We start from the raw sequence: 26,770 nt of genomic DNA, 5'->3' as shown, positions 1-26,770 counted from the left end.
CTCTTAGATAATTGTTTTATTATTATATTTATTCAATTTTAGTCTCAAAATACCTCTTTTTTTAATGAAAAAATAAATTATATTTAAATAGGCATAAAAGACTATTGGTTAACTTATACATAAATCTATTAGTAGATATAAAAAAACCACTTTTAGATTATAAAAGTGGTCGTACAATGATTAACTATTAGTATAAGGATGATCATAGACTCTTCCGTATAATGTAAGAGCATATATGCCGGCAATACCTATAATAGCATAAATAACTCTACTTATCCAAGAAGTCATTCCACCAAATAAAAATGCAACTAAATCAAATTGAAAAAATCCAATAAGTCCCCAGTTAAGAGCTCCTATTATTATTAATGTAATTGCAACATAATCAAAACTTCTAGATCTCATATTTTTGTAACCGCCTTTCTAGATATTTAATAGCAAAGCATGATGATAACTTTATTATTGCTCTATAGCTCTAATTTATGCATTAATTTGAAGATTGCTAGGTGGAGAATTTTGGATGCATTTTTTAAAAATAGTACATAATTAGTAGATGTTATAAATATAAATAGTGTAGATCATAAAAAAAGGATATGCCTATGTTGTTAGATATCAGTACAAAGTTTACTTATCTTCAAAATGAAAAATATAGCTTTAGATTAATGGAAAAGCAGTTATTAACGCTTGTTAAACAATATCCTTTTTTAACATTGAGTGAGATAGGTAAAAGCACTCAAAATAGACCTATTTACTGCTTAAGTTTAGGACGTGGCAAGCGAAAAATTCATGTTAATGGTGCTCATCATGCCAATGAATGGATTACATCTATTATTATTATGAGAAGTATAGAAATCATCTGTCGTCTCATACAAGATAAAAGTGTATATTTAGACGTAAATATGTCAAATTTGTTAGAAAGGTTAAGTTATGATTTTGTCCCTATGGTTAATCCGGATGGAGTTGAGCTATGTGTAAATGGAGATATAAATACTTATGACTTAAATTATTTAAAACAACTTAATGAAGGAGAATTAAATTTTTCAAGGTGGAAAGCTAATATTAGAGGTGTTGATCTTAATCGTAATTATAATGCAGGATTTGAAGAATATAGTATGATAAGCGAGAAAAAAGGGCCCAGTTATGCTTTCTATCAAGGCGAAGCTGCAGAATCAGAAGCTGAAAGCAGGACGCTTGCGAATCTAACAAGAAAGAGACAGTATGATATGGTCTTTGCGTATCATACGCAAGGAGAAGTTATTTACTGGACTTATAAAGAGATAAGTATTGCGAATGCAAAAGAATATGCTACAATATTTTCAAAGGCAAGTGGTTATAGTTTAGATGAGCCTGATTTGATGGCAGCTTCAGGCGGGTATAAGGATTGGTTTATACTGCATTTTAGAAAGCCAGGTTTCACTATAGAGTGTGGCCATGGTGAAAATCCTATTGAAGTTACACAAATCAACTCTATTTTAACACATACATTGCCTATCTTAGTGCTCGCATCAAAAGACTTAGGAAAAGAGGAATAATGTTTTGGAAACTTATAATAAATATGCGGCTTACCTTAAAGAAAGATATGGTGGTAAAGTCTATAAAATACCAGTTCATTTACCAGTTACCTGTCCAAATAGAGATGGTACTTGTGGTATAGGGGGGTGTAGTTTTTGCGGGGAAGCTGGAGCTGGCTATGAGATGAGAGACGCTTATGAGGCTGTAAAAGTACAGTTAGATGCAAATATGCAGTATATTGGTCAAAAATATAAAGCGCAGTTTTTTATTGCCTATTTTCAAAACTTCAGCAATACCTATATGCCACTTAAGTTATTTAAGGAAGTGCTTGAGGAAATACAGCATGAAGATATTATTGGGATAGCTATATCTACACGGCCAGACTGTATTCATACTCAGTATTTGGATGTTCTTAAAGAATGGTCCTTAAAGACTAAAAAAGAAGTATGTATTGAACTAGGGCTGCAAACGGTTAACTATCACTCGCTAAAAAAAGTAAATAGAGGACATAGCTTAGCCGAGTACTTAGACGCATTTTTTAAAATAAAAAGTTACCATTTTGAGATATGTACGCATCTTATTTTAAATCTTCCTTGGGATAACATGGATGATGTTATTGAGAATGCAAAATGTATGACCGCTTTAAAAAGTGATTATGTAAAACTTCATGCACTTTATTTAGTGAAGGGGACACCTATGGCTGAAGATTATCTAAGCGGCAAGATTAATTTAATTACAAGAGAAGACTATCAACAAAGAGTTATTCACTTTTTAAGATATTTATCTAAGGATATTATCGTACAGCGCATTATAGGAAGAGCGCCTAAGTCCTATACGTTGTTTTCAAACTGGGATACAAGCTGGTGGAAAATACATGATGAAATCGTAGAGGAAATGATACAAAAAGAGTACAGTCAAGGTGATTTATGTGACTATATAGAAGGAAAGGCTGTTAGAAAGTTTTTATGACAGTTTACAAAAGAAGCATAGTGTTATTTTATGCTTCTTTTTTTATAAAAGGGGTGTTTATTGTGCAAATAGAACGTTTGATCAGGGAGCAAATTTATTTAGCCAAAAGAAGGAATCAGTATAGATTTATGAAGAGAAGTACACTGTATACTTTTAACAGCAGAAAAGTCTTCGGGTTAATATGTATAGTTGTAGGACTATTACTTATTTTAACTAGATGCAGCAAAGACAGCACAAATAAATCTACTACACAAGAAAAGGTAACTCAAAATACTCAAGTGAATAAGACAACTGCTGCAACTGATATAAAAGAAGAAATGACTCAAGAAGAATATTATACTTATATACAAGATTTTAATGTGGATGAAAACACACTTTTGCAGCTTTATAATCTTTCGCTTAAAAATAGAAAACCGTATTCAGATACACTTGCTATCTGGATGGTTGAAAATTATAAAGGTACAGCGTCAAAGCAAATTTTAAAAATGATAAAAAGTCCTGAAGGCATAAATACTTTATTAAATGATTCGCTTTATGAAACAGCAAGCCATATATATAGTCAATTTATATACGATCTGGTATGTTTTCCGTTATCTTCAAAAAAGAAGTATTCTTTTGAAAATGGCTGGAAACAAGCAAGAAGCTATAACGGTGCACGCCAGCACTATGGCATAGATATTATGGACCCACAAAATACACCTGGGCAGATTAAAATATTCAGTATAACAGATGGCGTCATAGAAAGCATAGGATGGAATGAAGTAGGGGGGTATCGTGTTGGTATAAGAAGTAATGGTGGTGCGTACTTTTATTATGCGCATTTAAATGAAAATCCATCTCATATTCAGAAAGGCGATGCAATATTTGCAGGGGATTACTTGGGAGACATGGGGGATACTGGTTACGGCAAAGAAGGAACAAGAGGTAAATTTCCGGTTCATCTCCATGTGGGCATAGCTGTAAAAGCCAAAGGGAATGATGAGTTTTGGGTTAACCCTTATTACATACTAAGATATCTAGAACTAAAAGATTTCGTTTATAAGTCCCTGTGATGTTTTATTTTAATCCTAATTATGCTATGCTATAAATAAAAAAATAAGGAGAATATGTATGAAAATATATGCCCTTTCAGATCTTCATTTATCACATGCAGAAACTAAGCCGATGGATATATTTGGTGAAGTGTGGATCAACCATATGGATATTATAGTGGATCATTGGGTAAAAATAATTCGTGAAGAGGATAGGGTATTAATACCGGGTGATATTTCTTGGGCGATGCGAATGGACAAGGCTAGAATAGATCTAGACATGCTCGAAGATCTTCCAGGGTATAAAATATGTATTCGTGGTAATCATGATTACTGGTGGGACAGACCAGGTAAACTTAATGCGCAGTATAATAAGCTTTATTTCTTACAAAACAAAGCTTATATGATTGATAAGCTGGCAATTTGCGGTTCCCGTGGATGGATATGCGCAGGTAGTGTGAATTTTAATGAAGAAGATGAAAGAATATTAGACCGAGAACTGATTAGACTCAGGCTTTCTCTAGATGATGCAATTAAAAATCAGGCGAAGGAGATAATCGTTATGCTGCATTATCCACCAACGAATAATGCTGATAGATTATCTCCTTTTATTTCGCTGTTTAAAGAATATCCTGTTTGTCATGTTGTTTATGGGCATTTGCACGATGAAACTTCTTGGCAGGGAGCTTTGCAAGGCATGAATGAAGGGATTAGATATGATTTGGTTTCTGCAGATTATTTAAAGTTTATCCCTAAATTAATTAGGGCGTAATGTTTATATAGACTTGAAGATTTTTGAATGAATAAATACTTCCAAGCAAATGACTATAGAGAAATAGTGAGGCAAAAAAATGAAACTACCTTTAGCATTTGAAAGTAGAATGAAAAATTTATTAAAAGAAGAGTATGAGGATTATTTAAAATCTTATGATTTACCTAAGTATCAAGGGTTTAGAGTGAATACATTAAAAATTTCTTTAGAAGAGTGGGAACAAATAGTACCTTTTCAGGCAGTGAAAAAAGTGCCTTGGTGCAATGAAGGATTTTATTATGATGAAGTTGAAAGACCCGCTAAACATCCTTATTATTACGCAGGCTTATTTTATATTCAAGAACCAAGTGCAATGGCACCTGGTGAATATATACCTATTAAACCTGGGGATAAAGTATTAGATTTATGTGCAGCGCCAGGAGGGAAATCTACTCAAATTGCAGCACGTCTTGCACAGACAGGATTACTTGTCTCTAATGATATTAGCGCTACAAGAGCCAAAGGATTACTTAAAAACATAGAAAATTTTGGGGCAAGGAATGTTATTATTACAAATGAAACACCTGAGAGACTTGCGAATAGGTGCCCGGCATATTTTGATAAAATTCTCATAGATGCTCCTTGTTCAGGCGAAGGGATGTTTAGAAAAAGTGAAGAAGCGATGAAAAATTGGGAAACTTATACGCCGGAGTATTGCTGTAATTTGCAGCGAGATATCTTAGAGTATGCAGCCCATATGTTAAAGCCTTCAGGTATGCTTCTGTATTCAACGTGTACTTTTTCACCTGAGGAAAACGAAGGTATGATTAATGAGTTTTTAACGAAATATCCCGAGTTTAAAGTTGTTCCTTTAGTACCAAAAGGCGGTATTTTGAAGGCGCATCCAGAGTGGGTACAGGCTAAAAATGAGATTGAAGGGGCTTTGAGGTTATGGCCTCATCATTTAGAAGGGGAAGGGCATTTTGTATGTCTGCTTCAAAAACAAGACCGCAGAGATACAATCTCAACGATAAAATGGACTTCAAAAAAACGGATTAAAGATTATAAAGACGCGGCAGAATTTATAAAGATGTATACTTATATAGATTTAGAAACACCAGTACAAGAAATAAATAACAAACTTTATTTAGTTGCAGAGGATATTCCAGATCTGTCAGGACTTAGAATTGTGAGAAGCGGACTTTTAATAGGTGAATTAAAAAACAAGAGGTTTGAACCGTATCACGCCCTCGCTTTAGCTTATCCACAATCTATGTTTAAACAAGTGATTAATATGAAAAGTGATGATGCAAACGTTATAAGGTATTTAAAAGGAGAGACCCTTTTATATGAAGCACAAAAAGGCTATCATGTAATATGTATAGATGGCTATCCTTTAGGGTGGGTTAAAGCGCACAATAGCAGTTTAAAAAATCAATATCCTCCAAGTTGGAGAATGATGGGGTGATCAAGATGCAGGTTAAAAAAATAAGAATAGATAAATTTTTAGTGCATATAGGCTATGGCAGTCGCAGTGAAGTGCATAAGCTTATAAAAGAAAAAAGGGTGACATTAAATGATAAAATTATTCACAAACCGGATATGCATTTGATAATTGAAGAAAGCAAGGTCTGTGTAGATGGCGGACAAGCTGTTTATCAAGAATTTTATTATTATGTACTTAATAAACCTCAAGGTGTGATTACAGCAACAGAAGATAAAAGATATAGAACCGTAATGGATCTTCTACTACCAATAGATCAGCGTAAATCATTAGCCCCAGTAGGTAGACTGGATAAAGACACTGAGGGACTTTTGATACTTACCAATGATGGGAAGCTAACACATGAACTATTATCTCCTAAAAAGCATGTGGATAAGGTATATTATGCTAAAATTAGAGGCATGATTACTTTACAAGATGTTAAGCAATTTGAAGAGGGTATTATATTAGAAGATGGGACAAGTTATCGATCATCAAAACTAGAAATTCTTCATGCGGGAGATATTTCAGAGATTTATGTAACCATTAGTGAAGGGAAATTCCATCAAGTTAAACGTATGGTTATGTCAGTAGGCAAAGAAGTTATTTACCTAAAACGTATAAAAATGGGAGCATTAGAACTACCGGAAGATTTAAATATAGGCGAATATAGACAACTGACAGAATTAGAATTAAAGCTATTAAAAGGAGAGAAGCAAGGTGACCGAACATTGTAAAGCAATAATATTTGATCTTGATGGGACTTTAGTAGATTCAATGTGGGTATGGCCGGAGATAGATAAAGCATATCTAGGGCAATTTGGTATTACACCACCATATGGTATGGAGGAAGAACTGGAAGGATTGAGTTTTACAGAAACAGCAGCTTACTTCAAAGAAAGATTTAATATTAGTGACAGTATTGAAGCTATTAAAGACACTTGGAACAAGATGGCGTGGGAGTTTTATACAGAACATATTACACTAAAAGATGGGGCCTATGAGTTTCTGAAACAAACTTATAAAAAGGGTCTTAGAATGGGTATTGCGACAAGTAATAGTATTGAACTTGTTAGCGTTATTCTGGAGCGATTGGCTATTAAAGATTATTTTCATAGTATACGTACCTCTTGTGAAGTTGAAAAAGGAAAACCTTATCCTTATATTTATTTAAAAGTTGCAGAAGATCTAGAGGTAGAGCCAGAAGAATGTCTTGTGTTTGAAGATATTCCCAATGGGGTCATTGCGGCGAAGCGGGCAGGCATGCAAGTATGGGCGATTAATGATCATCAAAAGGATGATGTCAAAAAGAAACTTAGAGAAATAGCGGATAGATTTATTTATGATTACCAAGAAGCAATAAATTATTTTTATGTTAAGTAACTATAGGGCTTGATAGCGTAAAGCAATTATTCATAACAAATCATAAATAGATATTGAAATAATGTAATTTTAGTGTATAATTATTAATAAAAATACAAATAGTTAATAAATATACAGAAAAGGGAGGCTATAAAATGTTTGGATTAAAGGGTAAATCTTTATTAACATTACATGATTTTTCAAAACAGCAAATAACTTATTTACTGGACTTATCAAGTGAGCTAAAATCAAAAAAGACAATGGGTATACAAGGTGATCTATTAAAAGGGAAAAATGTTGCATTGATTTTTGAAAAACCTTCTACTAGAACAAGATGTGCTTTTACTGTAGCTTGTGTAGATGAAGGTGCCCATCCAGAATATCTTGGAAAAGATGATATTCAACTCGGTTACAAAGAAAGTGTGGAAGATACAGCGCGTGTCCTTGGGAGATTATTTGATGCCATTGAATTTAGAGGATTTTCGCAAAAGGTTGTAGAAGATCTTGCAAAGTATAGCGGAGTACCGGTATATAATGGATTAACGGATATGTATCATCCTACACAAATTCTAGCTGACTTGCTGACTATGAAGGAGCACCTCGGGGTTTTAGAAGGTAAAAAGTTTGTCTATATTGGTGATGGTAGAAATAATATGGCCAACAGTCTTCTGATAGGATGTAGTAAAATGGGTGTAGATATTTTTATAGTGGCACCAAAGGTACTCTGGCCAGAAGAAGAGCATGTGAATATCTGTAAGGGATATGCAATGGAAGCTGGCTCACAAGTGATTATTACAGAAGATATAGACATGGTCAGAGGTGCAGACGTAATTTACACAGATGTATGGTGCTCGATGGGTGAAGAAGATAAAGCAAAAGAACGTATTGACATGTTAAAACCTTATCAAGTTAATCAAGAGCTGCTTCAAAAAGTAAATAATCCTCAAATGATTTTCATGCACTGTTTACCAGCTGTAAAAGGAAATGAAGTCACAGAAGAGATATTTGAAAGCAAATATTCAGTCGTTTTCGATGAGGCAGAAAACAGAATGCATACTATTAAAGCTGTTATGGTAGCTACTTTAGCCTAGTTCGGTTATTTTTATAAATTGACAAAATAGATTAAAAGATTGACTAATGTTAAAAAGTTATCTATAATTTTATCATTAATAACTTTTTTTAAACAATTTATATTTTAGACTTTATATTTGTAGGAGGGTACAAAATGCGCGTGTATAACTTTTCGGCAGGACCAGCAGTTTTACCACTTGAAGTTTTAGAAAAGGCTCAAAAAGAATTGGTTTCCTATGGTAATAGTGGTATGAGTGTTATGGAAATGAGCCATCGATCAAAAGATTATGAAGCAATTATTGGAGAAGCAGAAGCTAAATTAAGAAAGATTATGGAGATACCAGAAAATTATACTGTCCTCTTTTTACAAGGAGGAGCATCCCTCCAATTTGCTATGATTCCTCTTAACTTATTCAGGAATTCCAACAAAGCAGATTATATTGAATCAGGTATGTTTGCATCAAAAGCACTTAAAGAAGCTAAGAAATTTGGAGATGTTAATGTTGTAGCTTCTTCTAAAGCGGATAACTATTCTCGTATTCCAGATTTTTCGAAAGAACAGTTTACACAAGATGCAGATTATTTTTATATATGTGCAAACAATACAATATTTGGTACAAAGTTTAACACTTTTCCAGACACAGGGGATGTACCTCTTGTAGCAGATATGTCATCTTGCATTTTGTCAGAAAAAATTGACGTAAGTAAATTTGGTTTAATATATGCAGGGGCTCAAAAGAACCTTGGACCAGCAGGTGTAACACTTGTTATTATTAGAAATGATTTATTAGGTTTTGCTAAAGAGAATGTGCCAACGATGCTTGATTATAAAGTAATGGCAGAAAACGATTCTATGTATAATACACCCCCTACATATGGGATTTATATGCTTAAGTTAGTTTTTGAGTGGATAGAAGAAAAGGGCGGAGTTTCTGGCATAGAAAAGATGAACCGCGACAAAGCAGCTATATTATATGATTTCTTAGATCGTTCAAGTTTATTTAAAGGAACAGCAGCTAAAGAAGATAGATCTCTTATGAATGTAACCTTTGTAACAGGTGATAATGAGATAGATGCTAAGTTTGTGAAAGCTGCTACAGCAGCTGGATTTGTGAACCTAAAAGGGCACAGAAGTGTGGGCGGTATGCGAGCGAGTATTTATAATGCTATGCCAATTGAGGGCGTAAAGGCACTTGTAGCGTTCATGGAAAAATTTGAAAGCGAAAACTAGGAGGAGAATGCGGTGTATACTATACAAACGTTAAATAAAATTTCTAAAAGTGGTCTTGCATTATTTGGAAATAACTATCATATTACAGATGACTTAAATAATGCAGATGCAATTTTAGTAAGAAGCTCAAAGATGCATGATATGAGTTTGCCAAATTCAGTTAAAGCTATTGCAAGAGCAGGAGCAGGTGTTAATAATATACCTATTGAAAAATGCGCAGAGGCAGGCATTGTAGTATTTAATACACCGGGAGCTAATGCAAATGCAGTTAAAGAAATGGTTATTGCAGGGCTGTTGCTTTCTTCTCGAAAAGTAGTTGAAGGTATTAATTGGGCCAAGACTTTAACAACTGATGTTGCAAAGGAAGTTGAAAAGGGAAAAGGCGCTTTTGGAGGCCCTGAAGTTTTAGGTAAAAAATTAGGGGTGATAGGACTCGGAGCGATTGGAGTGATGGTGGCTAATTCTGCTCAAGCTCTTGGTATGGAAGTGATAGGTTATGATCCTTATATTTCGATCTCTGCAGCTTGGGGATTATCAAGACATATTAAGCACGCTACTTCTTTAGAAGAGGTATTTGCAGAAGCGGATTATCTTACAATTCATGTGCCGCTTCTTGATGCAACTAAGCATATGTTTAATAAAGAAGCTTTTGCAAAAATGAAACCAGGGGTTCGTATTCTAAATTTTTCAAGAGATACACTTGTAAATAACGAAGATATTATTGAAGCTATTAAAGAAGGTATTGTAGCTAAATATGTAACAGACTTCCCTGTAGAAGATGTTATGCATAATGACGATATTATTACTATTCCTCACTTAGGAGCCTCAACCCCTGAGTCAGAAGAGAATTGTGCAGTAATGGCTGTACAACAGATCAAAGATTACTTAGAGAATGGCAATATCATTAACTCGGTTAATTTTCCGGAATGTGCAATGGCATGGGGGGCAAACTACAGATTAACTATTATCCATAAGAATGTTCCAACAATTATAGGAAAAATAACTGCAATCATTTCACAGGAAGGTATTAATATTCAAGATATGACTAATAGGAGCAGAGGAGAATTTGCTTATACGATTATTGATACAAACACAAACGTTTCTCAAGATAATATTGCAAATATAAAGGATATTGATGGTATTATTGGCGTACGTGTTTTAACTAAATAGTAAGTATGGTAAAATAAAAAGGAATTAAGTAATGGTCTTAATTCCTTTTTGTTTGTTTAAAAATAGACAAAATATGCCTTTGTTTATACTTTCAGTGACTATAATTCATAGTTTTTATACAAGTTATGCATAGTTAGAGAGGAGTATTTGGGATGAAAGAAATAGCACTTCATATATTGGATGTTGTACAGAATAGTGTAAGAGCTGGTGCTACAGAAATTAGCATTATTATTATTGAGGACACACCTAATAATTTACTTAAGATAACTATAGAAGATGATGGTAAAGGAATGTCGAAAAATTTAGTAAGTAGCGTAAAAAATCCATTTGTTACAAGTAGAACACTTAGAAAAGTAGGACTTGGCATTCCGCTCCTTAATCAACTTTGCGAGGAATGTGCAGGAGGCCTTAGTGTAGAGAGTACATTGGGTAAAGGGACTAAGCTTATTGCAACGATGCAGTATAATCATATTGATCGATTACCAATTGGAGATATGCCAAGCACTATGACAACACTTATTCTTTCAAAACCAGAAATAGAATATATTTATCAGCATAGTTATAATGATCATGCATTCTTATTTGATACCAAGCAAATTAAAACTATGTTAGAAGGAGTACCTATTCATGATTTAGAGATCATTAAATGGATAGGGAATTACTTACAAGAAAATATTGAAGAAATACATCAAGAGAGTATTTAGATAGATATTTGGTATGGATTTACAATAGTTAAAAAATAAACTAATGTTGTATATCTTAATTAAAATGTTATAATTTATTTTAGCTAATTGCTTTAGTTAATGATTTTAGTCAAGTAAGTAAAGGGGGATATGTATGAAGGGTTTAACTTTTAAAAAAGGAATTCACCCAAATTATAATAAAGAATCTACAAGTTCAAAAGCTATAGAAACGCTAATGCCTCAAGGAGAACTTGTATATCCAATGTCTCAGCATATAGGAAGCCCGTGTAAACCTTTAGTAAAAAAGGGAGACAGCGTTTTAGTTGGACAAAAAATAGGTGACGCTACTGGATTTATATCTGCACCAATTCATAGCAGTGTGTCAGGGACGGTAAAGGTAGTAGAAGAAAGAAGAACTTTAAGAGGGATAAAAGACTTATGTGTAGTTATAGAAAATGATTTCGAATACAAGGACAGCCCTGATATGCAGGAAAATGCTATGCCATCTTATGAAGAGCTTACGCAAGAAAAATTAGTAAGCATTGTAAAAGAAGCAGGCTTAGTTGGTATGGGCGGAGCGGCTTTTCCGACTCACGTCAAACTTGCACCGCCACCAGACAAGGAGATGCGATATATTATTATTAATGGGGCTGAGTGTGAGCCTTATTTGACATCTGATCATAGAGTTATGGTAGAAGAAGGTGAAAGAATTGTAGAAGGACTTAAGATTCTTCTTCAAGTATATAAAAATGCAAAGGCACTTATTTGTATAGAAGATAACAAGCCAGATGCGATTGAGAATATGTTGAAGCTTACTAAAGAGGTAGATAGAATAGATACGCTGTCACTACACACTAAATACCCACAAGGCTCAGAGAAACATCTGATCTATGCAGCTATTGGTAAGGAAGTGCCAAGTGGTAAGCTTCCTATAGATATAGGATGCGCAGTATTTAACATTGATTCTATTGTGGCTATCTGGAGAGCGGTTACAAAGGGAAGACCCATTATGAGAAGAATCGTGACTGTATCAGGAAGTGGCGTTTCTAATCCATGTAATGTAAAAGTAAGAGTTGGTGCTTCGTTTAGGGAGATTTTAGAGTATGCTAAATGGGACGAAGAAAAGACACTTAAGATTATAGCAGGAGGCCCAATGATGGGAGCTGCAATTTCTGATGTTGATGTGCCTGTAGTTAAAGGAACATCTGCTATTCTTTGTTTTACTGAAAAAGAGATGAATACACAAGATGCTTCACATTGTATCAGGTGTGGTAAGTGTGTCGATGTATGTCCTATGCAATTAGTACCAAATACCATTCATATGGCAGCAATAAATTCGGAGTTTGATGCGTTTATGAAATATGATGGAATGGACTGCATAGAATGTGGATGTTGTTCCTATATTTGTCCGGCAAAAAGACAGTTAGTTCAAAGTATTAGAACAGCTAAATCTACCATTCGTTCAAGAAAATAAAAGAAAAAGGAGAAAATAAGATGGAAAAAGTATTAAAGGTTTCATCGTCCCCTCATGTAAGAGCCAATCATACAACACAAAGTATTATGCGGGATGTTATTATTGCATTAATTCCTGCTATGTTGGCAGGCATACTTTTCTTTGGTATTAGGGCGTTATGGGTGACACTTATCAGTATAATTGCATGCGTTTTATTTGAGTGGGGATGGCAAAAGGTATTTAAAATGCAGATTACAGTATTTGATTTAAGTGCAGTGGTAACGGGTTTACTATTAGCATTTAATTTGCCGGTTAGTACGCCTTATTATATAGTAGTAGTAGGTGCATTTGTTGCAATTATTCTTACTAAGCAAATTTTTGGAGGTATTGGTCAAAATTTCATAAATCCAGCACTTGCAGCAAGAGCCTTTTTACTCGCTGCTTATCCTACGGCAATGACGGACTTTACACTTCCAGCTCGTGCTGTTTCTGGTATTGATACAGTTTCTGGTGCAACGCCATTGGCCCTTTTAAAACAAGGGGTATTTGAAACGCTTCCAAGCTTTTCGGATGCTTTTATAGGAAATACTGCAGGATGCATCGGAGAAGCTTCAGCTCTAGCCCTCCTACTTGGGGCAGCATACTTATTTTATAAAAAAATTATTAAATGGCATATTCCAGTTTTCTATATAGCTACAATATTTATTATAACTTATTTATTTAATGGATTTGATAGCTATATGAGCTTCTATTCATTATTTTTAGGTGGGATAATGCTTGGTGCTTTCTTTATGGCAACAGATTATACAACATCGCCTATGACTGTTAAAGGGCAAATCATATTTGCTGTTGGAGCTGGTGTTATAACCTCTATGATACGACTTTTTGGAGGCTATCCAGAAGGTGTAAGTTATAGTATTTTAATGATGAATTTAGCAGTACCTCTCATTGATAGATATGTAAAAACAAGACGTTTTGGGGGAGGGGAAAAGGCATGAGAGAATCACTTAAATTAGGCATATTATTATTTGTGATTACAGCTGTATGTGCTGGGATGTTAGGACTTATTAATCGTACTACTACACCAGTTATTGCTCAAAATAAAGCGGATTCAGAACAACAAGCCATGAAAATGCTTATTGAAGAAGCTGAAACATTTAGTAAAGTAGAGAATATTGAAGATGAAAAAATAAAAGAAGTATATGTTGCGAAATCAGGGGAAGAAGTAATAGGTACTATTGCGAAAGTTATGCCCAATGGCTATGGTGGAGAAATCACAGTGTTAATTGGATTTGACTTAGAATCTCAGATTAAAGGCATTAAGATTTTATCGCATACTGAAACACCAGGGTTTGGAGCAAATGCAACTAAACCAACTTTTATTGATCAGTTTTTACAAAAACTGCCTCCTTTAAAGGTGGTAAAAGCAACACCACAAGAAGATGAAATAGTTGCTATTACTGGGGCAACGATCACTTCAGATGCAATTGTAGAAGGTGTTAATCAAGCAGCGGCATATGTGATAGAACATCAACAAGAACTGCATATGGGGGGGAAATAAATGAATATTATAAAAGAAAGATTAAAAGCGGGTATAGTGATAGATAATCCTATATTTATGCAAGTGCTGGGAATGTGTCCGACACTTGCAGTTACAACGAGTGGAACGAACGCAATAGGAATGGGGCTTGCTACTACAGCAGTTCTTATTGGATCTAACCTTGTTATTTCACTTCTAAGAAAATGTATTCCTTCTAAAATACGTATTCCGGCTTTCATAGTTATTATAGCAAGTTTTGTAACAATGGTAGATCTGGTACTTCAAGCCTATATACAAGAGCTACATGCTTCTTTAGGGCTATTCATTCCACTGATTGTTGTTAACTGTATTATACTCGGAAGAGCAGAAGCTTATGCATCTAAAAATAATATAATTTCATCCTTTTTTGATGCGATAGGTATGGGCCTTGGTTTTACAGTTTCGCTTACAATTATTGGCGTAATAAGAGAAATATTAGGAACAGGTGAACTTTTTGGCAGAGCTATAATGCCTGCACAGTATAATCCAGCTATTATTATGATTTTAGCACCAGGAGCATTTTTCACATTAGGACTATTAATGGCGCTTTTAAATGCATTAAAAGCAAGAAAAAACTAGGAGGATAAAAAAATGAATTTATTTTTATTATTTTTAGGCGCAGCACTAGTTAATAATTTTGTACTTGCAAAATTTTTAGGAATATGCCCCTTCCTAGGTGTATCAAAAAAAGTGGAAACTTCACTGGGAATGGGAGCAGCCGTTACTTTTGTTATGGGACTTGCGTCTATGATTTCTTATATTGTTTATAACTATATACTTAGACCGCTTCAAATTGAATATTTGTATACAGTAGCCTTTATATTAGTTATTGCATCACTTGTACAGTTTGTAGAAATGGTTATTCAAAAAATGAGCCCTTCATTATATAGTGCACTAGGTGTTTTTTTACCGCTTATTACGACAAACTGTGCTGTTTTAGGGGTTGCAATACTCAATATGCAAATGAACTATTCATTAGTTGAATCTATTGTAAATGGTATTGGCGGAGCTGTAGGCTTTACACTTGTTATGGTTCTTTTCGCTGGGATAAGAGAAAGAATTGAACACAACGAGGTATTGGCACCTTTTAAAGGACTTCCTATAGCACTTATTACTGCTGGATTTATGGCAATAGCATTTGCAGGCTTTCAAAATATGATATAAATGACATAAATAAGAGGGGGGATACAAATGGATATTGCAGCAATAATATATCCTGTATTATCTATAGGTGGAATTGGTCTGTTATTTGGTGTAGGACTAGGTATAGCGGCTAAAAAGTTTGCTGTTCCAGTAGACGAACGTGTACAAGGGATAAAAGAAAATTTACCAGGTGCAAACTGTGGTGGTTGCGGCTTTGCAGGCTGTGAGGCGCTAGCTAAGGCCATTGCAAATGGTGAAAGTAAGATCACTGCCTGTCCCGTATGTAATCAAGATCAAGTAGATGAAATAGCTAAAATTATGGGAATTGAATCCGGTAATAGTGAAAAGTATCGTGCTGTTGTTAGATGTAAAGGAACTCATACAACTGCGAAGTTTAAATACAGTTATGAAGGGATACAGACCTGTAATGATGCTAACTTAATTGGTGGAGGACATAAAACTTGCCAATATGGATGTCTAGGTTTTGCTACTTGTAAAGGGGCTTGTGTATTTGGAGCAATTACGATGGTAGATGGCCTGCCGGTTATCGATCCACAGAAATGTGTAGGATGCGGTGCCTGCAAAAGTTCATGTCCAAGAAGTATTATAACGATTTTACCTGCTGATTCAAGTTATAATGTTAATTGTGTTTCAAAAGATAAAGGTAAAGAAGTAAAAGCTGGGTGTAGTGTAGGGTGTATAGGATGCGGAATTTGTGTAAAACAATGTGAATCAGGTGCTATAACAATGACAAACAACCTTGCTGTAATTGATAATAAAAAGTGTGTTCATTGCGGTAAATGTGAACAAAAATGTCCAACTAAAGCTATTTCTAATCTTCTAGAGGCTTAGAATAAAATAAAAAAAGATACTTTCGGGTATCTTTTTTTATTTTATTCTAAGCTAAACGCTATAATTTTGACTCAAGGCATTTATACTTTCAAAAGCTCCCATTTTATGCTAGGTATTTCAGAAGTTTTATGATAAAATGTAAAAAAATAAGAATAAATGATTAGCATGGGGGATATTTTATGGCGATTAATAGATCAACAAATTTTTGGGTATTAATATTATGTATGTTAGCTGGTCTTACGGTAGGAAACTTTATAGGAGAACTATGCAGCAGTGTTTCTTTTCTGAAATGGATTAATTATACAGGACACTTTGGCCTTGATAATCCAGTACAGATTGATTTAGGTGTAATATGGTTATCATTTCAGGTTAAACTTAATATTACGTTAGCTGCCATTTTAGGGATGATAGGTAGCGTCCTAATCTATCAAAAAATTAAATAGTAGGGGATGAATAAAAATGGCTAATGTTTTGCTTGCTTCTTCTTCACCAAGAAGACAAGAACTTATGCAGTTGCTTGATATAGCCTTTGAGATTGTTGTGAAGCCGATAGAGGAAAAGATTGAGGAGGACTTATCTCCTGCAGAAAATGTAAAGTATTTAGCTTTTAAAAAGGCGGCAGCCGTTGCCCAAGATTATCCTGAAGCTTTAGTTATAGGGTGCGATACCGTGGTTGTTTTAAATGATCGTATTATAGGGAAACCTAAAAACCCGGAGGATGCCAAAAGGATCCTTAAGGCTTTATCTGGTAAAGCACATTATGTTTGTACCGGAGTAGCCATTATAAACATCAAAGAAAAACTAGAAATTTGCTTTTGTGAAACCACAAATGTAAAAATGAAAGACTTAACAACAGATGAAATTGATGATTATATTGCTACTGATGAACCTTTAGATAAAGCAGGGGCGTATGGTATACAAGGTAAAGGGGCTATTTACATTGAGCAAATTAGCGGAGATTACTATAATGTAGTTGGCCTTCCGCTGAATAGACTTTATAAAGAACTTATTAAACTTAATACGTATCAAAGAATAAAAGACAAGTTATGATTCATAACTTGTTTTTTTATGGTTAAAATTGGTATGGATAATATAGATTAAGGCAATAATTTGAGTATAAAAGGGGGCGTGATATGCGTATACAAGATAAACCATTGTACAGCAGACCTTGTGAGAAGTTTGAAAAATATGGCGAAGGAGCCCTTACGGATATTGAGCTATTGGCTATACTAATCAGAAGTGGTACTAAAGATAGCAATGCAGAAGAGGTTGCGGCCAGTATTCTGACTATGCATGAAAAAGAGCCCTCACTTATTTCGCTCTATCAAACTACTTTTGAAGAACTTTATCGCATAAAAGGTATAGGCAAAGTGAAAGCACTTCAAATCCTAGCTTTATTAGAACTTTGCAGGCGAATTACCCGACAAAAACACACTTATTCACTAAAAGTTTCCTCCCCAAAAACAATATCAGATTATTTTATGGAGGATATGAGACACTTAAAGGAAGAAAACTTTGTTGTAATCTTACTAGATGCGAAATGTAAAATGCTCGGACATAAAGTCATATCAACGGGAAGTTTGACAGCATCTATTGTGCATCCAAGAGAAGTCTACAAAGTAGCTGTACAAAAATCTGCTCACAGTATTATTGTAGTTCACAATCATCCAAGCGGCGATCCCGCGCCGAGTAAAGAAGATATTCAAATTACAAAAAGACTTAAGGAAGCGGGAAATATGATGGGCATTCCGCTTTTAGATCATATTATTATCGGAGACGGAAGTTATATAAGTTTAAAAGAGGAAAACACTATTTAAGAGTTAAAAACATAATCTTACAAAATTTAACTTTTATATGTTTATTTAGTATCAACCTGTTGAAAAAGATAAAAAAACACTGTATGATGGTAAATATGGATTTTGTCAATAAAAGAAATAGAATATAGATTTTATTAGGAGGACATTTAAAATGTTTGGAAAAGATATGGGTATAGACCTTGGAACAGCTAACACACTTGTGTTTGTTAAAGGAAAGGGAATAGTAGTAAATGAACCATCAGTAGTTGCTATTAAAGAAAAAACAAATGAAGTACTTGCAGTAGGTGATGAAGCAAAACAAATGATAGGTAGAACCCCTGGAAGTATTGTGGCAATTAGACCTTTGAAAGATGGTGTTATAGCAGATTTTGCGACAACAGAGGCTATGTTAAGGTATTTTATTGGAAAGGCCTATAAGCAGTCACTATTCACACCTAAACCAAGGGTAATTGTTTGTGTGCCTTCAGGGGTTACGTCAGTAGAAAAGAGGGCTGTTGAAGAAGCCACAGAAAAAGCAGGAGCCAAAAAAGCACTTATTATGGAAGAGCCAATGGCGGCAGCAATAGGGGCACATTTAAGAGTCGAAGAACCTACTGGCAATATGGTTGTTGATATTGGCGGAGGGACTACAGATGTTGCAGTTATCTCTCTGGGTGGTATTGTAGCAAGCAAATCACTGCGTATAGCTGGAGATGAGTTTGATGAATACATCGTTTCATATATTAAAAGAGAATATAATTTAATGATTGGTGAACGAACAGCAGAACAAATCAAAATTAATATCGGAGCAGCTTATCCTATCGGGGAAGATGCGACAATGGAGATAAGAGGAAGAGATTTAGTAACAGGCCTTCCTAAAATTCTCACTATTACATCTACTGAAGTTACGGAAGCTATTAAAGAGCCAGTTAATGCTATTATTGATGCTATTAAATATACTCTTGAAAAAACACCTCCAGAGCTTTCAGCAGACATTATTGAAAGTGGAATTATGCTAACTGGAGGCGGCGCACTCCTTACAGGACTTGATACATTGATAAGCTTAGAAACCGGTATGCCCGTAAAAATAGCTGAAGATCCCCTGGACTGTGTAGCTAAAGGAACGGGTTATGCACTAGAGGACATAGAGAAATGGGCAGCGCTTTTGGCTGATGACAAGTAAAACAAGGAGAGAGTACCTTGAAATTTAATAAAAAATTTAAAAAAGTGGGAATTATAGCAGGTGTAACTTGCATTGTTGTGTTAATAATTGGGGCAAAATACAAAATCCCTATTATTAGCACAGCGGTAAATTATATTTTATATCCTGTTCAGAAGTCAATTATTTTTGTTTCAGATCAAACAACTGGTTTTACACACTATTTCAAGGATATACAACTACTGATTACAGAAAATGAAATCCTTAAACAAGAGAACGAAAAGTTAGTGTATGAAAATACAATTCTTGCTGAATATAAGAACGAGAATAATAATCTGAAAAACCTTTTAGAGATGAAACAGCGTTATCGTGACTATGAGGGAGTAGGCGCAAATGTTATCGGAAAAGAATCGGGTAATTGGTATAAGATCTTTAATATCGATAAAGGCACAAATCATCATGTTTACGAAAATAGTGTTATTCTAGCAAATGGTGCATTGGCGGGACGTGTATTAAGTGCTACAAGTATATCTTCAAAAGTACTTTCAATTATTGATGATCGAAGTTCTGTAAGTGCTAAGATAGTAAGAACTGGAGATACCGGCATATTAAGAGGAGATATTGAACTTGCAAATAGAGGGCTGTGTAAACTCGAAATCAATATAGAGTCAGAGGTTGTTAAGGGAGACCAAGTCATAACTTCTCATCTAAGCTCAATCTACCCGCCAGGAATTCCTATTGGAACAATCGAAGAAATTGCACAAGGCAAAAATGGTTTGACGCAATATGCCTATGTTAAGCCGATAGTAGATTTTAAATATTTAGAACAAATTCTAGTTATTGAAAGTGCTGATGATTAGCAGGGGGAGGATAAAATGAGAATATCTATTATAAGCATTTTACTTCTTCTTATGCATGCTTTAAGTACGACCCTTTTTCAAGTCTTAAGAATTGGGGATGTTGCGCCTAATTTTATGATTATGATTATTGTATCGTTTGCACTTTTAAGGGGCAGTAAAGAAGGATGTATTATTGGTATAGCAGCTGGTTTGTTAAATGACATTTCTTTTGGGACCTTTTTGGGACCCGGTGCTGTGATATATGCTATTATTGGCTATATATGCGGAAAATTCAATAAGAATTTCTATAGAGAAAATTTTATTATTCCATTTATATGTACATTATTCAGCAGTTTATTTTATAGTACCGTATCTATGTTAGGATTTATACTAAGAGGTAAAATAAATTTTATTTTCTTTACTAAATCTATTATTATTCCAGAACTTATTTATACCATTACTTTATCATTGGTAATTTATCAGTTTGCTTATGTTATTAATGAAAAAATAGAATACAATGAAAGAAAAACTAGAAATATATTTTAGTAGGGAGGGTAAGTAGGTGAAAAAAGGTATAAATAAGCTCCTACTCATCTTTAAAAATAGAATTTTCATCATGTTTATTACTATATGTTTTTTGTTTCTGGTGTTGCTTTTAAAGTTTTATACACTTCAGGTTATTAATTATGACCAGTATGCAAATGACTTAAGAGCGAGTGTCCAAAGAACAATTGAAATACCTGCTACTCGCGGACTTATTTTTGACAGGTATGGTAGGCCACTTGCTGTAAATAAACCTATGAATGTTTTGAAATTTGATCAACAGGTAAGAATGAAAAAAAGTCAGCTTAATCAAACTTTATTAGATGTAATGCAAGTAATAGAAAAAAATGGAGACAGGGCTATCGATAATGTGCCCATTTCAAAAAAAGCACCCTTTGAATTTACAGGAGAGAAAAGTCAAATTAAAAGTTTTATTTATTCTATTCCTTATAATAGTGATGAACATAGACAAGAACTTTTGACCTATACAGCGCCTGAACTTGTTAATTACCTTAAGAAGCAGTTTGAAATCAGTGATACTATAGGAGATAGTGATGCAAGGAAAATTATTGGCTTGCGTTCTGAAATTTATAAATTAGCTTATTATCAATATAAGTTAGTTAACATTGCTACTAATATCTCAGATAAAACAGTTAATGAAATAGAAGAGAATCACTCAAAGTTTCCAGGTGTTATTGTAGATGTTGAACCCATTAGACACTACACTGAAGGAGAATTGTTTGGCAATATACTTGGCTATACAAGGACTATAACAGATGCTCAATATGAACAAATGAAAGATTTAGGGTATGATAAGACAGATGTTGTTGGACAAGTTGGTATTGAACAGTCTATGGAACAAGAACTTAGAGGTCAAAAGGGCAGTGAAGTAGTCGAAGTAGATAATTTAGGAAGACGTGTTCATACTATTGCGCGGGAAGATCAAGTGCAGGGTAATAACATATTTTTAACAGTAGACTTAGATTTTCAAAGAGATACTTATGATAGCATTGAAAGAAGACTTAGTGCTGCTTTAGTTGAACGTCTTAAAGGCGGTACCAAGTATATCAAACCACTTAAAAGCAAAGAGCTCATTATTTCTATGATAGAAAGTAATCAACTCAGTATAAATGAGATGCAAGCCGAGCCTTTGGCATCTATGCAAAATCAATTATACACTCAATTAATCAAGGCTTATGAAGAAATTGATGTACTTATACGAAAGGACTTATCCCTTAAAGAGTTACTTATTCAATGGCTTGAAGAAGATACGGGGCTTGTAACTGAAAAACAAATACTATTAGCTATGCATGAACAAGGATCTATTACCTTGAGTGATAATAATATAAAAATAATGCAAGGCAATTTATATGGCAGTACAGAACAATTGCTGATTGAGCAATTAGAAAAGGGTTATTTAAAACCGAAGCAGTTGGCAGTAGATCCATTTAGTGCGGCAGCAGTAGCTGTTGATGTTAACACTGGCGAGGTACTGAGTATAGTAGGATACCCTTCATTTGACAGTAATGAAATGATTATGAATTTCAATCAGTATTGGTCGATGCTTTTTGATGGCATAGATAAGCGAAGCATGTTGTGGAACCGATCACTTATGACAACAAAAGCACCAGGATCTACTTTTAAGATGATTACTGGAATAGCTGGTCTTGAAGAAGAGGTTATAACGCCTTCAACAGTAATATTTGACACTGGGACTTTTACAAAGGCTGGCGAACCTTATCCAAGGTGCTGGGTGTTATCTCGATCTGGAGGAGGACATGGCAACACTAATTTATCGAGGGCACTTGAAGTATCATGTAATTACTTTTTCTATGAAGTTGTGTATAGATTAAGTAAGGGTGCTGCTAATCCTTATACCAATATTGATACATTAACTAAATATGTACAAATGTTTGGACTTGATCAATCAACAGGGATAGAACTTGCCGAGACACCACCTAATGTGTCAACACCAAGGAATTTAGTGCAACGTCGTATCACCGATGGATTTAATTCGTTAAAAAACATGAACCCAGATATTACCCTTAAAAGAATTACAGATATTAAAGATACTTTAAGTAAAGGTGTTTATCCAGTTATTGATTCAGGAAGTTCTGACCTTAATACTCATATTGACTATCTTATTCAATATGAACTCAAACGCAAGTTAGAACCAGCACTTCAAGAAGCCTTAGCTTCCGAGTATGACGAGTTACTTGGACAATTTTATACAGAAATAAGCACCTATTTGCAGTTAAGTGCAGATGCATCTATTAGAACTATTGTAAATAATACAATTAATGATATTTCAAAACGCTCCTTAAAATTAAAAACGAAAGGGAATCTTCTTCAGGAGTTGGATGCTATGATAGGTGATCCTGTTTATAAGCGTCTTAAACTAATTATTGATGCTATAGATCCTAATGCTATTATTGATGCTTATGACCATGCTTATACTGTAGCTTATAGAAATGAAGTTAGAAAAAATAGCAACAGTGAAATAGCGCAGGAATTAAATCGAAGAATTAATGAACTTGATAGCCAGAAAGATTATTATAAAGAATATATTATGATTAAAATAAGAGCCAATATTATTAATGCAATTGCAAATAATCTCTTAAGCGGCATTGAGATGGAATGGACAGATGGACTTACAGTACGTACTGCTATCGGACAGGGATTTAATGCTTTTTCACCACTTCAGATGTCACGCTATATTGCAGGTATAGCTAATGGTAAACAAACATTTGATCTTAAGATTGTAAATGGTATATTTGACAATAAGGGTGCATTAGAATATACAAGTTCTGGTGTTAAAAATATTAAGGATATACAGGTATCAGAAAATACAATGAGTGAAATTCATAAAGGGATGTTAGCAGTCACTAAGGGCAGAGAAGGTACAGCAAGAGAAGTTTTTAATGACTTGCCTTTTGATGTTGCTGGCAAAACTGGAACGGCTCAAGAAGGCAGCCATGAGCATAGTTGGTTTGTGGGATTTGCGCCTTTCGATAAACCAGAAATTGCTATTGTAGTCGCTATTTACAACTCAGATGGTTTAGGTAAATACGGTAATCTTATAGCTAAAGATATGCTAATGAGCTATTTTAAACTTAATCTTGAAGGAGAAAAAACAACTTTAGATAATATGTTTATAGAATAGAGGGGAAAATATGGGAGAGGAAAATGTTGTTGTTTTTAAAGGAACAGCAGATGGCATTATCGTGTTACTGGATCAGGATGCTGATTTTGAAAAAATTCTTTACCACTTTAAAGAAAAGCTTGAGTATTCAAAGAGTTTCTTTAAAGGATCTAGAGTGAGTGTAAGATTTAAAGGGAGATCTTTAACCCGAGAACAGCAAGACAGACTTCTTATGCTTCTTACCAATCAAAATATTATTAACATTTCATTTCTTCATGATTTTGAACAAGAAAGTAAGCAAGAAGATAACTATTTGCTTTGGCTTAAGGAGCAAATTGATAGTCAATATGCATCCCTTACTCATTTCCATTATGGTATAGTGCGGTCAGGGCATCATATAAATTATCAGGGCAACATAGTTGTTTTGGGAGATGTGAACCCTGGGGGACTTGTTACAGCTGGGGGAAATGTTATCATACTGGGTGCATTAAAAGGCAAGGTGCATGCTGGTATGGATAAGGATTTTAAAAAACCTTTTGTAGTTGCCTCTTTGATGGCACCAATCCAAATAGGAATTGGTAATATTATTGCACAATCCCCAAATAATGAGCCAGTTTACAGTCTGAGTAATAATATACCACAAATAGCGTATTTGCAAGAAGATCAAATCTATATGGATCAAATTGATGTTAAAACATTAAATCATATGTTAAAATAAAACTAATAAATATTATTGGGGGGCTAAAGATGAGTCAAGTAATTGTAATTACTTCGGGTAAAGGTGGCGTTGGCAAAACGACTACTTCTGCAAATGTAGGAACTGCTTTAACATTATTAGGAAGACAAGTTGTACTGGTAGATGCTGATATAGGACTTCGTAACTTAGATGTGGTTATGGGACTTGAAAACAGGATTGTATACGATTTAGTTGATGTAGTTGAGGGGAGATGCAGACTTAAACAAGCATTAATTAAAGATAAACGTTTTGAAGGGTTGTTTTTACTTCCAGCAGCTCAAACAAGGGATAAAAATGCTGTAAGCCCAGAACAGATGAAAAAGCTTTGTGATTCTTTAAAAGAAGATTTTGATTATGTTATTCTAGACTGTCCAGCAGGAATAGAACAAGGATTTAAAAACGCAATAGCGGGGGCGGATCGCGCATTAGTTGTCACAACGCCAGAAGTTTCAGCGGTTAGAGATGCAGATAGAATTATTGGATTATTGGAATCTCATGGCATTTCTAATACACAGCTCATTATAAATCGTGTAAGAATGAATATGGTGAAACGCGGAGATATGATGGCAATGGACGATGTAGTAGAAATTTTAGCAATTGACTTAATTGGCGTTGTTCCAGATGATGAGAATATTGTTGTTTCTACAAATAAAGGTGAACCAGCAGCAATCGAAGCACATACTTTAGCAGGCAAAGCATTTCGTAATATTGCTGATAGAGTAGAAGGAAAAGACGTACCTTTTTTAGATTTATCAACAGGAAATAACTTTGTTGGCAAACTAAAAAAAGTTTTTGGATTTGGTAATTAAATAAAAGAGGGTGATAGGGATGCTGGATTTTAATAGTTTATTTGGTAGAAAGAATAAGTCAAGCTCGGTGGCAAAAGATAGATTAAAACTAGTTCTCATTCATGATAGAATTAACTGTTCAACTGAATTATTAGAAATGATGAGAGCAGATATTTTAGCTGTTATATCTAAGTATGTAGATATCGATACAGACGAATTTAATATTGAAATTGCGAACATGCAATATGAAGAAGGCGGTAAAAAGGCCCCGGTTTTGTCTGCCAATATACCGATTAAAAACTTAAAGAAAGTAAAATAGCTTTAATGATAGAAAGGATTAACATATTACAAATGCCTATTAAAAATTATTTTAAACAAATTGATCTATTTCTCATACTTATTATTATAGCATTAACAGCGATTGGGGTTTTAGCGATCAGCAGTGCAACTGCTTATTCCGGCGATGATAGTTTAGTGAGGAAACAAATTATTCATTTTGTGGTAGGACTTGTTTTAATGATTATTGTAATGAGTATAGATTACCATATGCTTGGTGATTGGTATTTAGTTATTTATGGCATTACTGTAGTTATGCTTATCGCTGTGTTTTTTATAGGAAAGAATGTAAATGGCGCAGCAAGATGGATTATGATTGGTAATCAACAAATTCAACCCTCAGAGTTTGCAAAAATCTCAATGATTTTATGCGGGGCTAAACTTATTGATAACTATCAAAAGAAAATTAATGCATTATGGCCCATACTCATTATAGGATTGTTTGAGTTTATTCCTTTTATTTTGATTAATAGACAACCTAATTTATCAACAAGTATTGTACTAATTATCATTTTAGTGATACAATTATTTGTAACAAAGTTAAATATAAGATATATTTTAACAACAGTTGTAATAGGTATAATAATTGTAAGTTCTGCATTTGTATATATTGTTAAAAGTCCAAATCAAAAATTAATTGCCTCCTATCAAAGAGATAGAATAGTTAATAAAATTATAGGAGGAGATAATTTAGCTGAAAGATATCAAACTAATCAAGCAATACATGCTATTGGCTCAGGAGGACTCGAAGGAAAAGGCCTTTATAAAGGATCAATTAGTCAGCTTAACTATTTACCAGAATCGCATAATGACTTTATTATTGCAGTTGTTGGTGAAGAATTTGGTTTTATAGGTGCAACAGTTGTAATTGCGCTTATATTAATATTTATTGCCAGGGGATTTTGGATTGCACATGCAGCAATAGATGATTTTGGAAAATTAATAGTAGTAGGCTATATTGGCATGATTGCTATGCAGTCCTTTGTCAATATGGGAGTAGTAACAGATTTATTACCCAATACAGGGATACCTATTCCATTTATTAGCTATGGAGGCAGTTCTTTGTGGGCAAACATGATGGGAATGGGTTTGGTTTTAAATGTTGCAATGAGTAAAGAAGAAACGATGTTCTAAAGGAGGTTTG

General features: G+C 34.2%; 29 protein-coding genes. 28 read left to right on the top strand and 1 reads right to left on the bottom strand.

The window, feature by feature from the left end; translation table 11 throughout:
• Nucleotides 1-180: 180 nt before the first annotated feature.
• Complete coding sequence (locus tag BN3326_RS04915; protein ID WP_069997982.1) at nucleotides 181-402, bottom strand: DUF378 domain-containing protein; 222 nt, start codon at nucleotides 400-402, stop codon at nucleotides 181-183.
• Nucleotides 403-596: 194 nt separating this feature from the next.
• Here BN3326_RS04915 and BN3326_RS04910 point away from each other — a divergent pair, with 194 nt between their 5' ends.
• The 28 genes from BN3326_RS04910 to rodA all read left to right on the top strand — a co-directional run bounded on the left by BN3326_RS04910 (nucleotide 597) and on the right by rodA (nucleotide 26,760).
• Nucleotides 597-1,529, top strand: a complete 933-nt coding sequence (locus BN3326_RS04910) for a M14 family metallopeptidase (RefSeq protein ID WP_069997981.1) — start codon at nucleotides 597-599, stop codon at nucleotides 1,527-1,529.
• A gap of 4 nt (nucleotides 1,530-1,533) precedes the next feature.
• The gene (locus tag BN3326_RS04905) at nucleotides 1,534-2,478 is read left to right on the top strand and encodes a tRNA modification radical SAM protein MnmL/YtqA (protein WP_069997980.1); all 945 of its coding nucleotides are present in this window, start codon (nucleotides 1,534-1,536) and stop codon (nucleotides 2,476-2,478) included.
• 62 nt (nucleotides 2,479-2,540) lie between these two features.
• Nucleotides 2,541-3,530 (top strand): M23 family metallopeptidase, encoded by a 990-nt coding sequence (locus tag BN3326_RS04900; protein ID WP_171903766.1) that lies wholly within the window; start codon nucleotides 2,541-2,543, stop codon nucleotides 3,528-3,530.
• Between the two features lie 58 nt (nucleotides 3,531-3,588).
• On the top strand, nucleotides 3,589-4,281 hold the full coding sequence (locus BN3326_RS04895; RefSeq protein ID WP_069997978.1) for a metallophosphoesterase: 693 nt from the start codon (nucleotides 3,589-3,591) through the stop codon (nucleotides 4,279-4,281).
• A 79-nt stretch (nucleotides 4,282-4,360) separates the two neighbouring features.
• The gene (locus tag BN3326_RS04890) at nucleotides 4,361-5,728 is read left to right on the top strand and encodes an RsmF rRNA methyltransferase first C-terminal domain-containing protein (RefSeq protein WP_069997977.1); all 1,368 of its coding nucleotides are present in this window, start codon (nucleotides 4,361-4,363) and stop codon (nucleotides 5,726-5,728) included.
• A gap of 5 nt (nucleotides 5,729-5,733) precedes the next feature.
• Complete coding sequence (locus BN3326_RS04885; RefSeq protein WP_207646307.1) at nucleotides 5,734-6,480, top strand: pseudouridine synthase; 747 nt, start codon at nucleotides 5,734-5,736, stop codon at nucleotides 6,478-6,480.
• Nucleotides 6,464-7,126: an HAD family hydrolase gene (locus tag BN3326_RS04880; RefSeq protein ID WP_069997976.1), complete on the top strand. Its 663-nt coding sequence runs from the start codon at nucleotides 6,464-6,466 to the stop codon at nucleotides 7,124-7,126. Before BN3326_RS04885 ends, BN3326_RS04880 begins: the two co-directional genes overlap by 17 nt.
• Nucleotides 7,127-7,260: 134 nt before the next feature.
• Nucleotides 7,261-8,196, top strand: coding sequence for an ornithine carbamoyltransferase (gene argF / locus BN3326_RS04875; protein WP_069997975.1), 936 nt, complete (start codon nucleotides 7,261-7,263; stop codon nucleotides 8,194-8,196).
• Nucleotides 8,197-8,330: 134 nt separating this feature from the next.
• Complete coding sequence (gene serC / locus BN3326_RS04870) at nucleotides 8,331-9,407, top strand: 3-phosphoserine/phosphohydroxythreonine transaminase (protein ID WP_069997974.1); 1,077 nt, start codon at nucleotides 8,331-8,333, stop codon at nucleotides 9,405-9,407.
• Nucleotides 9,408-9,419: 12 nt separating this feature from the next.
• Nucleotides 9,420-10,577, top strand: a complete 1,158-nt coding sequence (locus tag BN3326_RS04865) for a phosphoglycerate dehydrogenase (protein WP_069997973.1) — start codon at nucleotides 9,420-9,422, stop codon at nucleotides 10,575-10,577.
• A 152-nt stretch (nucleotides 10,578-10,729) separates the two neighbouring features.
• The gene (locus tag BN3326_RS04860; RefSeq protein WP_069997972.1) at nucleotides 10,730-11,281 is read left to right on the top strand and encodes an ATP-binding protein; all 552 of its coding nucleotides are present in this window, start codon (nucleotides 10,730-10,732) and stop codon (nucleotides 11,279-11,281) included.
• A gap of 133 nt (nucleotides 11,282-11,414) precedes the next feature.
• On the top strand, nucleotides 11,415-12,734 hold the full coding sequence (rsxC, locus tag BN3326_RS04855) for an electron transport complex subunit RsxC (RefSeq protein ID WP_069997971.1): 1,320 nt from the start codon (nucleotides 11,415-11,417) through the stop codon (nucleotides 12,732-12,734).
• A gap of 20 nt (nucleotides 12,735-12,754) precedes the next feature.
• Nucleotides 12,755-13,711, top strand: a complete 957-nt coding sequence (locus BN3326_RS04850; protein WP_069997970.1) for an RnfABCDGE type electron transport complex subunit D — start codon at nucleotides 12,755-12,757, stop codon at nucleotides 13,709-13,711.
• Nucleotides 13,708-14,274, top strand: coding sequence for an RnfABCDGE type electron transport complex subunit G (locus BN3326_RS04845; protein WP_069997969.1), 567 nt, complete (start codon nucleotides 13,708-13,710; stop codon nucleotides 14,272-14,274). Before BN3326_RS04850 ends, BN3326_RS04845 begins: the two co-directional genes overlap by 4 nt.
• On the top strand, nucleotides 14,275-14,871 hold the full coding sequence (locus BN3326_RS04840; protein ID WP_069997968.1) for an RnfABCDGE type electron transport complex subunit E: 597 nt from the start codon (nucleotides 14,275-14,277) through the stop codon (nucleotides 14,869-14,871).
• Between the two features lie 12 nt (nucleotides 14,872-14,883).
• A complete protein-coding gene (gene rsxA, locus BN3326_RS04835; RefSeq protein ID WP_069997967.1) occupies nucleotides 14,884-15,456 on the top strand; it encodes an electron transport complex subunit RsxA in 573 nt (190 codons plus the stop codon).
• 27 nt (nucleotides 15,457-15,483) lie between these two features.
• A complete protein-coding gene (locus tag BN3326_RS04830; RefSeq protein WP_069997966.1) occupies nucleotides 15,484-16,287 on the top strand; it encodes an RnfABCDGE type electron transport complex subunit B in 804 nt (267 codons plus the stop codon).
• 179 nt (nucleotides 16,288-16,466) lie between these two features.
• Entirely contained in the window at nucleotides 16,467-16,730 is a 264-nt protein-coding gene (locus tag BN3326_RS04825) for a DUF4321 domain-containing protein (protein WP_069997965.1), read from the top strand.
• Between the two features lie 16 nt (nucleotides 16,731-16,746).
• Nucleotides 16,747-17,337, top strand: a complete 591-nt coding sequence (locus tag BN3326_RS04820; protein ID WP_069997964.1) for a Maf family protein — start codon at nucleotides 16,747-16,749, stop codon at nucleotides 17,335-17,337.
• Nucleotides 17,338-17,420: 83 nt separating this feature from the next.
• Nucleotides 17,421-18,104, top strand: coding sequence for a RadC family protein (gene radC / locus BN3326_RS04815; protein WP_069997963.1), 684 nt, complete (start codon nucleotides 17,421-17,423; stop codon nucleotides 18,102-18,104).
• Between the two features lie 151 nt (nucleotides 18,105-18,255).
• A complete protein-coding gene (locus BN3326_RS04810) occupies nucleotides 18,256-19,266 on the top strand; it encodes a rod shape-determining protein (protein WP_069997962.1) in 1,011 nt (336 codons plus the stop codon).
• Between the two features lie 17 nt (nucleotides 19,267-19,283).
• Nucleotides 19,284-20,102 carry a rod shape-determining protein MreC gene (mreC, locus tag BN3326_RS04805; protein ID WP_069997961.1) on the top strand — a complete coding sequence of 273 codons (819 nt, stop codon included), beginning with the start codon at nucleotides 19,284-19,286 and terminating at the stop codon, nucleotides 20,100-20,102.
• A gap of 15 nt (nucleotides 20,103-20,117) precedes the next feature.
• Nucleotides 20,118-20,627 (top strand): rod shape-determining protein MreD, encoded by a 510-nt coding sequence (gene mreD, locus BN3326_RS04800; RefSeq protein ID WP_069997960.1) that lies wholly within the window; start codon nucleotides 20,118-20,120, stop codon nucleotides 20,625-20,627.
• Between the two features lie 16 nt (nucleotides 20,628-20,643).
• The gene (locus tag BN3326_RS04795) at nucleotides 20,644-23,787 is read left to right on the top strand and encodes a penicillin-binding transpeptidase domain-containing protein (RefSeq protein ID WP_069997959.1); all 3,144 of its coding nucleotides are present in this window, start codon (nucleotides 20,644-20,646) and stop codon (nucleotides 23,785-23,787) included.
• 10 nt (nucleotides 23,788-23,797) lie between these two features.
• Nucleotides 23,798-24,484 (top strand): septum site-determining protein MinC, encoded by a 687-nt coding sequence (locus BN3326_RS04790; protein WP_069997958.1) that lies wholly within the window; start codon nucleotides 23,798-23,800, stop codon nucleotides 24,482-24,484.
• Between the two features lie 29 nt (nucleotides 24,485-24,513).
• Entirely contained in the window at nucleotides 24,514-25,311 is a 798-nt protein-coding gene (gene minD / locus BN3326_RS04785; protein ID WP_069997957.1) for a septum site-determining protein MinD, read from the top strand.
• 13 nt (nucleotides 25,312-25,324) lie between these two features.
• On the top strand, nucleotides 25,325-25,609 hold the full coding sequence (gene minE / locus BN3326_RS04780) for a cell division topological specificity factor MinE (protein WP_083258569.1): 285 nt from the start codon (nucleotides 25,325-25,327) through the stop codon (nucleotides 25,607-25,609).
• A gap of 5 nt (nucleotides 25,610-25,614) precedes the next feature.
• Nucleotides 25,615-26,760: a rod shape-determining protein RodA gene (gene rodA / locus BN3326_RS04775; protein ID WP_242875942.1), complete on the top strand. Its 1,146-nt coding sequence runs from the start codon at nucleotides 25,615-25,617 to the stop codon at nucleotides 26,758-26,760.
• Nucleotides 26,761-26,770: the final 10 nt, after the last annotated feature.

Origin of the sequence: Cellulosilyticum sp. I15G10I2 (genome assembly GCF_900095725.1) — a bacterium.
Classification (GTDB): Bacteria; Bacillota; Clostridia; order Lachnospirales; family Cellulosilyticaceae; genus FMMP01.
Note: the sequence above shows the minus strand (reverse complement) of the source record. Positions and strands in the feature narration are given on the sequence as shown.

Coding starts and splice junctions, on each gene's coding strand:
- BN3326_RS04860 (WP_069997972.1), top strand. CDS start 10,730: ATGAAAGAAATAGCACTTCATATATTGGATGTTGTACAGAATAGTGTA.
- BN3326_RS04825 (WP_069997965.1), top strand. CDS start 16,467: ATGGCGATTAATAGATCAACAAATTTTTGGGTATTAATATTATGTATG.
- rsxA (WP_069997967.1), top strand. CDS start 14,884: ATGAATTTATTTTTATTATTTTTAGGCGCAGCACTAGTTAATAATTTT.
- BN3326_RS04895 (WP_069997978.1), top strand. CDS start 3,589: ATGAAAATATATGCCCTTTCAGATCTTCATTTATCACATGCAGAAACT.
- BN3326_RS04810 (WP_069997962.1), top strand. CDS start 18,256: ATGTTTGGAAAAGATATGGGTATAGACCTTGGAACAGCTAACACACTT.
- BN3326_RS04850 (WP_069997970.1), top strand. CDS start 12,755: ATGGAAAAAGTATTAAAGGTTTCATCGTCCCCTCATGTAAGAGCCAAT.
- BN3326_RS04885 (WP_207646307.1), top strand. CDS start 5,734: ATGCAGGTTAAAAAAATAAGAATAGATAAATTTTTAGTGCATATAGGC.
- BN3326_RS04830 (WP_069997966.1), top strand. CDS start 15,484: ATGGATATTGCAGCAATAATATATCCTGTATTATCTATAGGTGGAATT.
- argF (WP_069997975.1), top strand. CDS start 7,261: ATGTTTGGATTAAAGGGTAAATCTTTATTAACATTACATGATTTTTCA.
- rsxC (WP_069997971.1), top strand. CDS start 11,415: ATGAAGGGTTTAACTTTTAAAAAAGGAATTCACCCAAATTATAATAAA.
- BN3326_RS04820 (WP_069997964.1), top strand. CDS start 16,747: ATGGCTAATGTTTTGCTTGCTTCTTCTTCACCAAGAAGACAAGAACTT.
- BN3326_RS04910 (WP_069997981.1), top strand. CDS start 597: ATGTTGTTAGATATCAGTACAAAGTTTACTTATCTTCAAAATGAAAAA.
- BN3326_RS04845 (WP_069997969.1), top strand. CDS start 13,708: ATGAGAGAATCACTTAAATTAGGCATATTATTATTTGTGATTACAGCT.
- radC (WP_069997963.1), top strand. CDS start 17,421: ATGCGTATACAAGATAAACCATTGTACAGCAGACCTTGTGAGAAGTTT.
- BN3326_RS04890 (WP_069997977.1), top strand. CDS start 4,361: ATGAAACTACCTTTAGCATTTGAAAGTAGAATGAAAAATTTATTAAAA.
- BN3326_RS04790 (WP_069997958.1), top strand. CDS start 23,798: ATGGGAGAGGAAAATGTTGTTGTTTTTAAAGGAACAGCAGATGGCATT.
- minD (WP_069997957.1), top strand. CDS start 24,514: ATGAGTCAAGTAATTGTAATTACTTCGGGTAAAGGTGGCGTTGGCAAA.
- BN3326_RS04840 (WP_069997968.1), top strand. CDS start 14,275: ATGAATATTATAAAAGAAAGATTAAAAGCGGGTATAGTGATAGATAAT.
- rodA (WP_242875942.1), top strand. CDS start 25,615: ATGATAGAAAGGATTAACATATTACAAATGCCTATTAAAAATTATTTT.
- BN3326_RS04915 (WP_069997982.1), bottom strand. CDS start 402: ATGAGATCTAGAAGTTTTGATTATGTTGCAATTACATTAATAATAATA.
- serC (WP_069997974.1), top strand. CDS start 8,331: ATGCGCGTGTATAACTTTTCGGCAGGACCAGCAGTTTTACCACTTGAA.
- mreD (WP_069997960.1), top strand. CDS start 20,118: ATGAGAATATCTATTATAAGCATTTTACTTCTTCTTATGCATGCTTTA.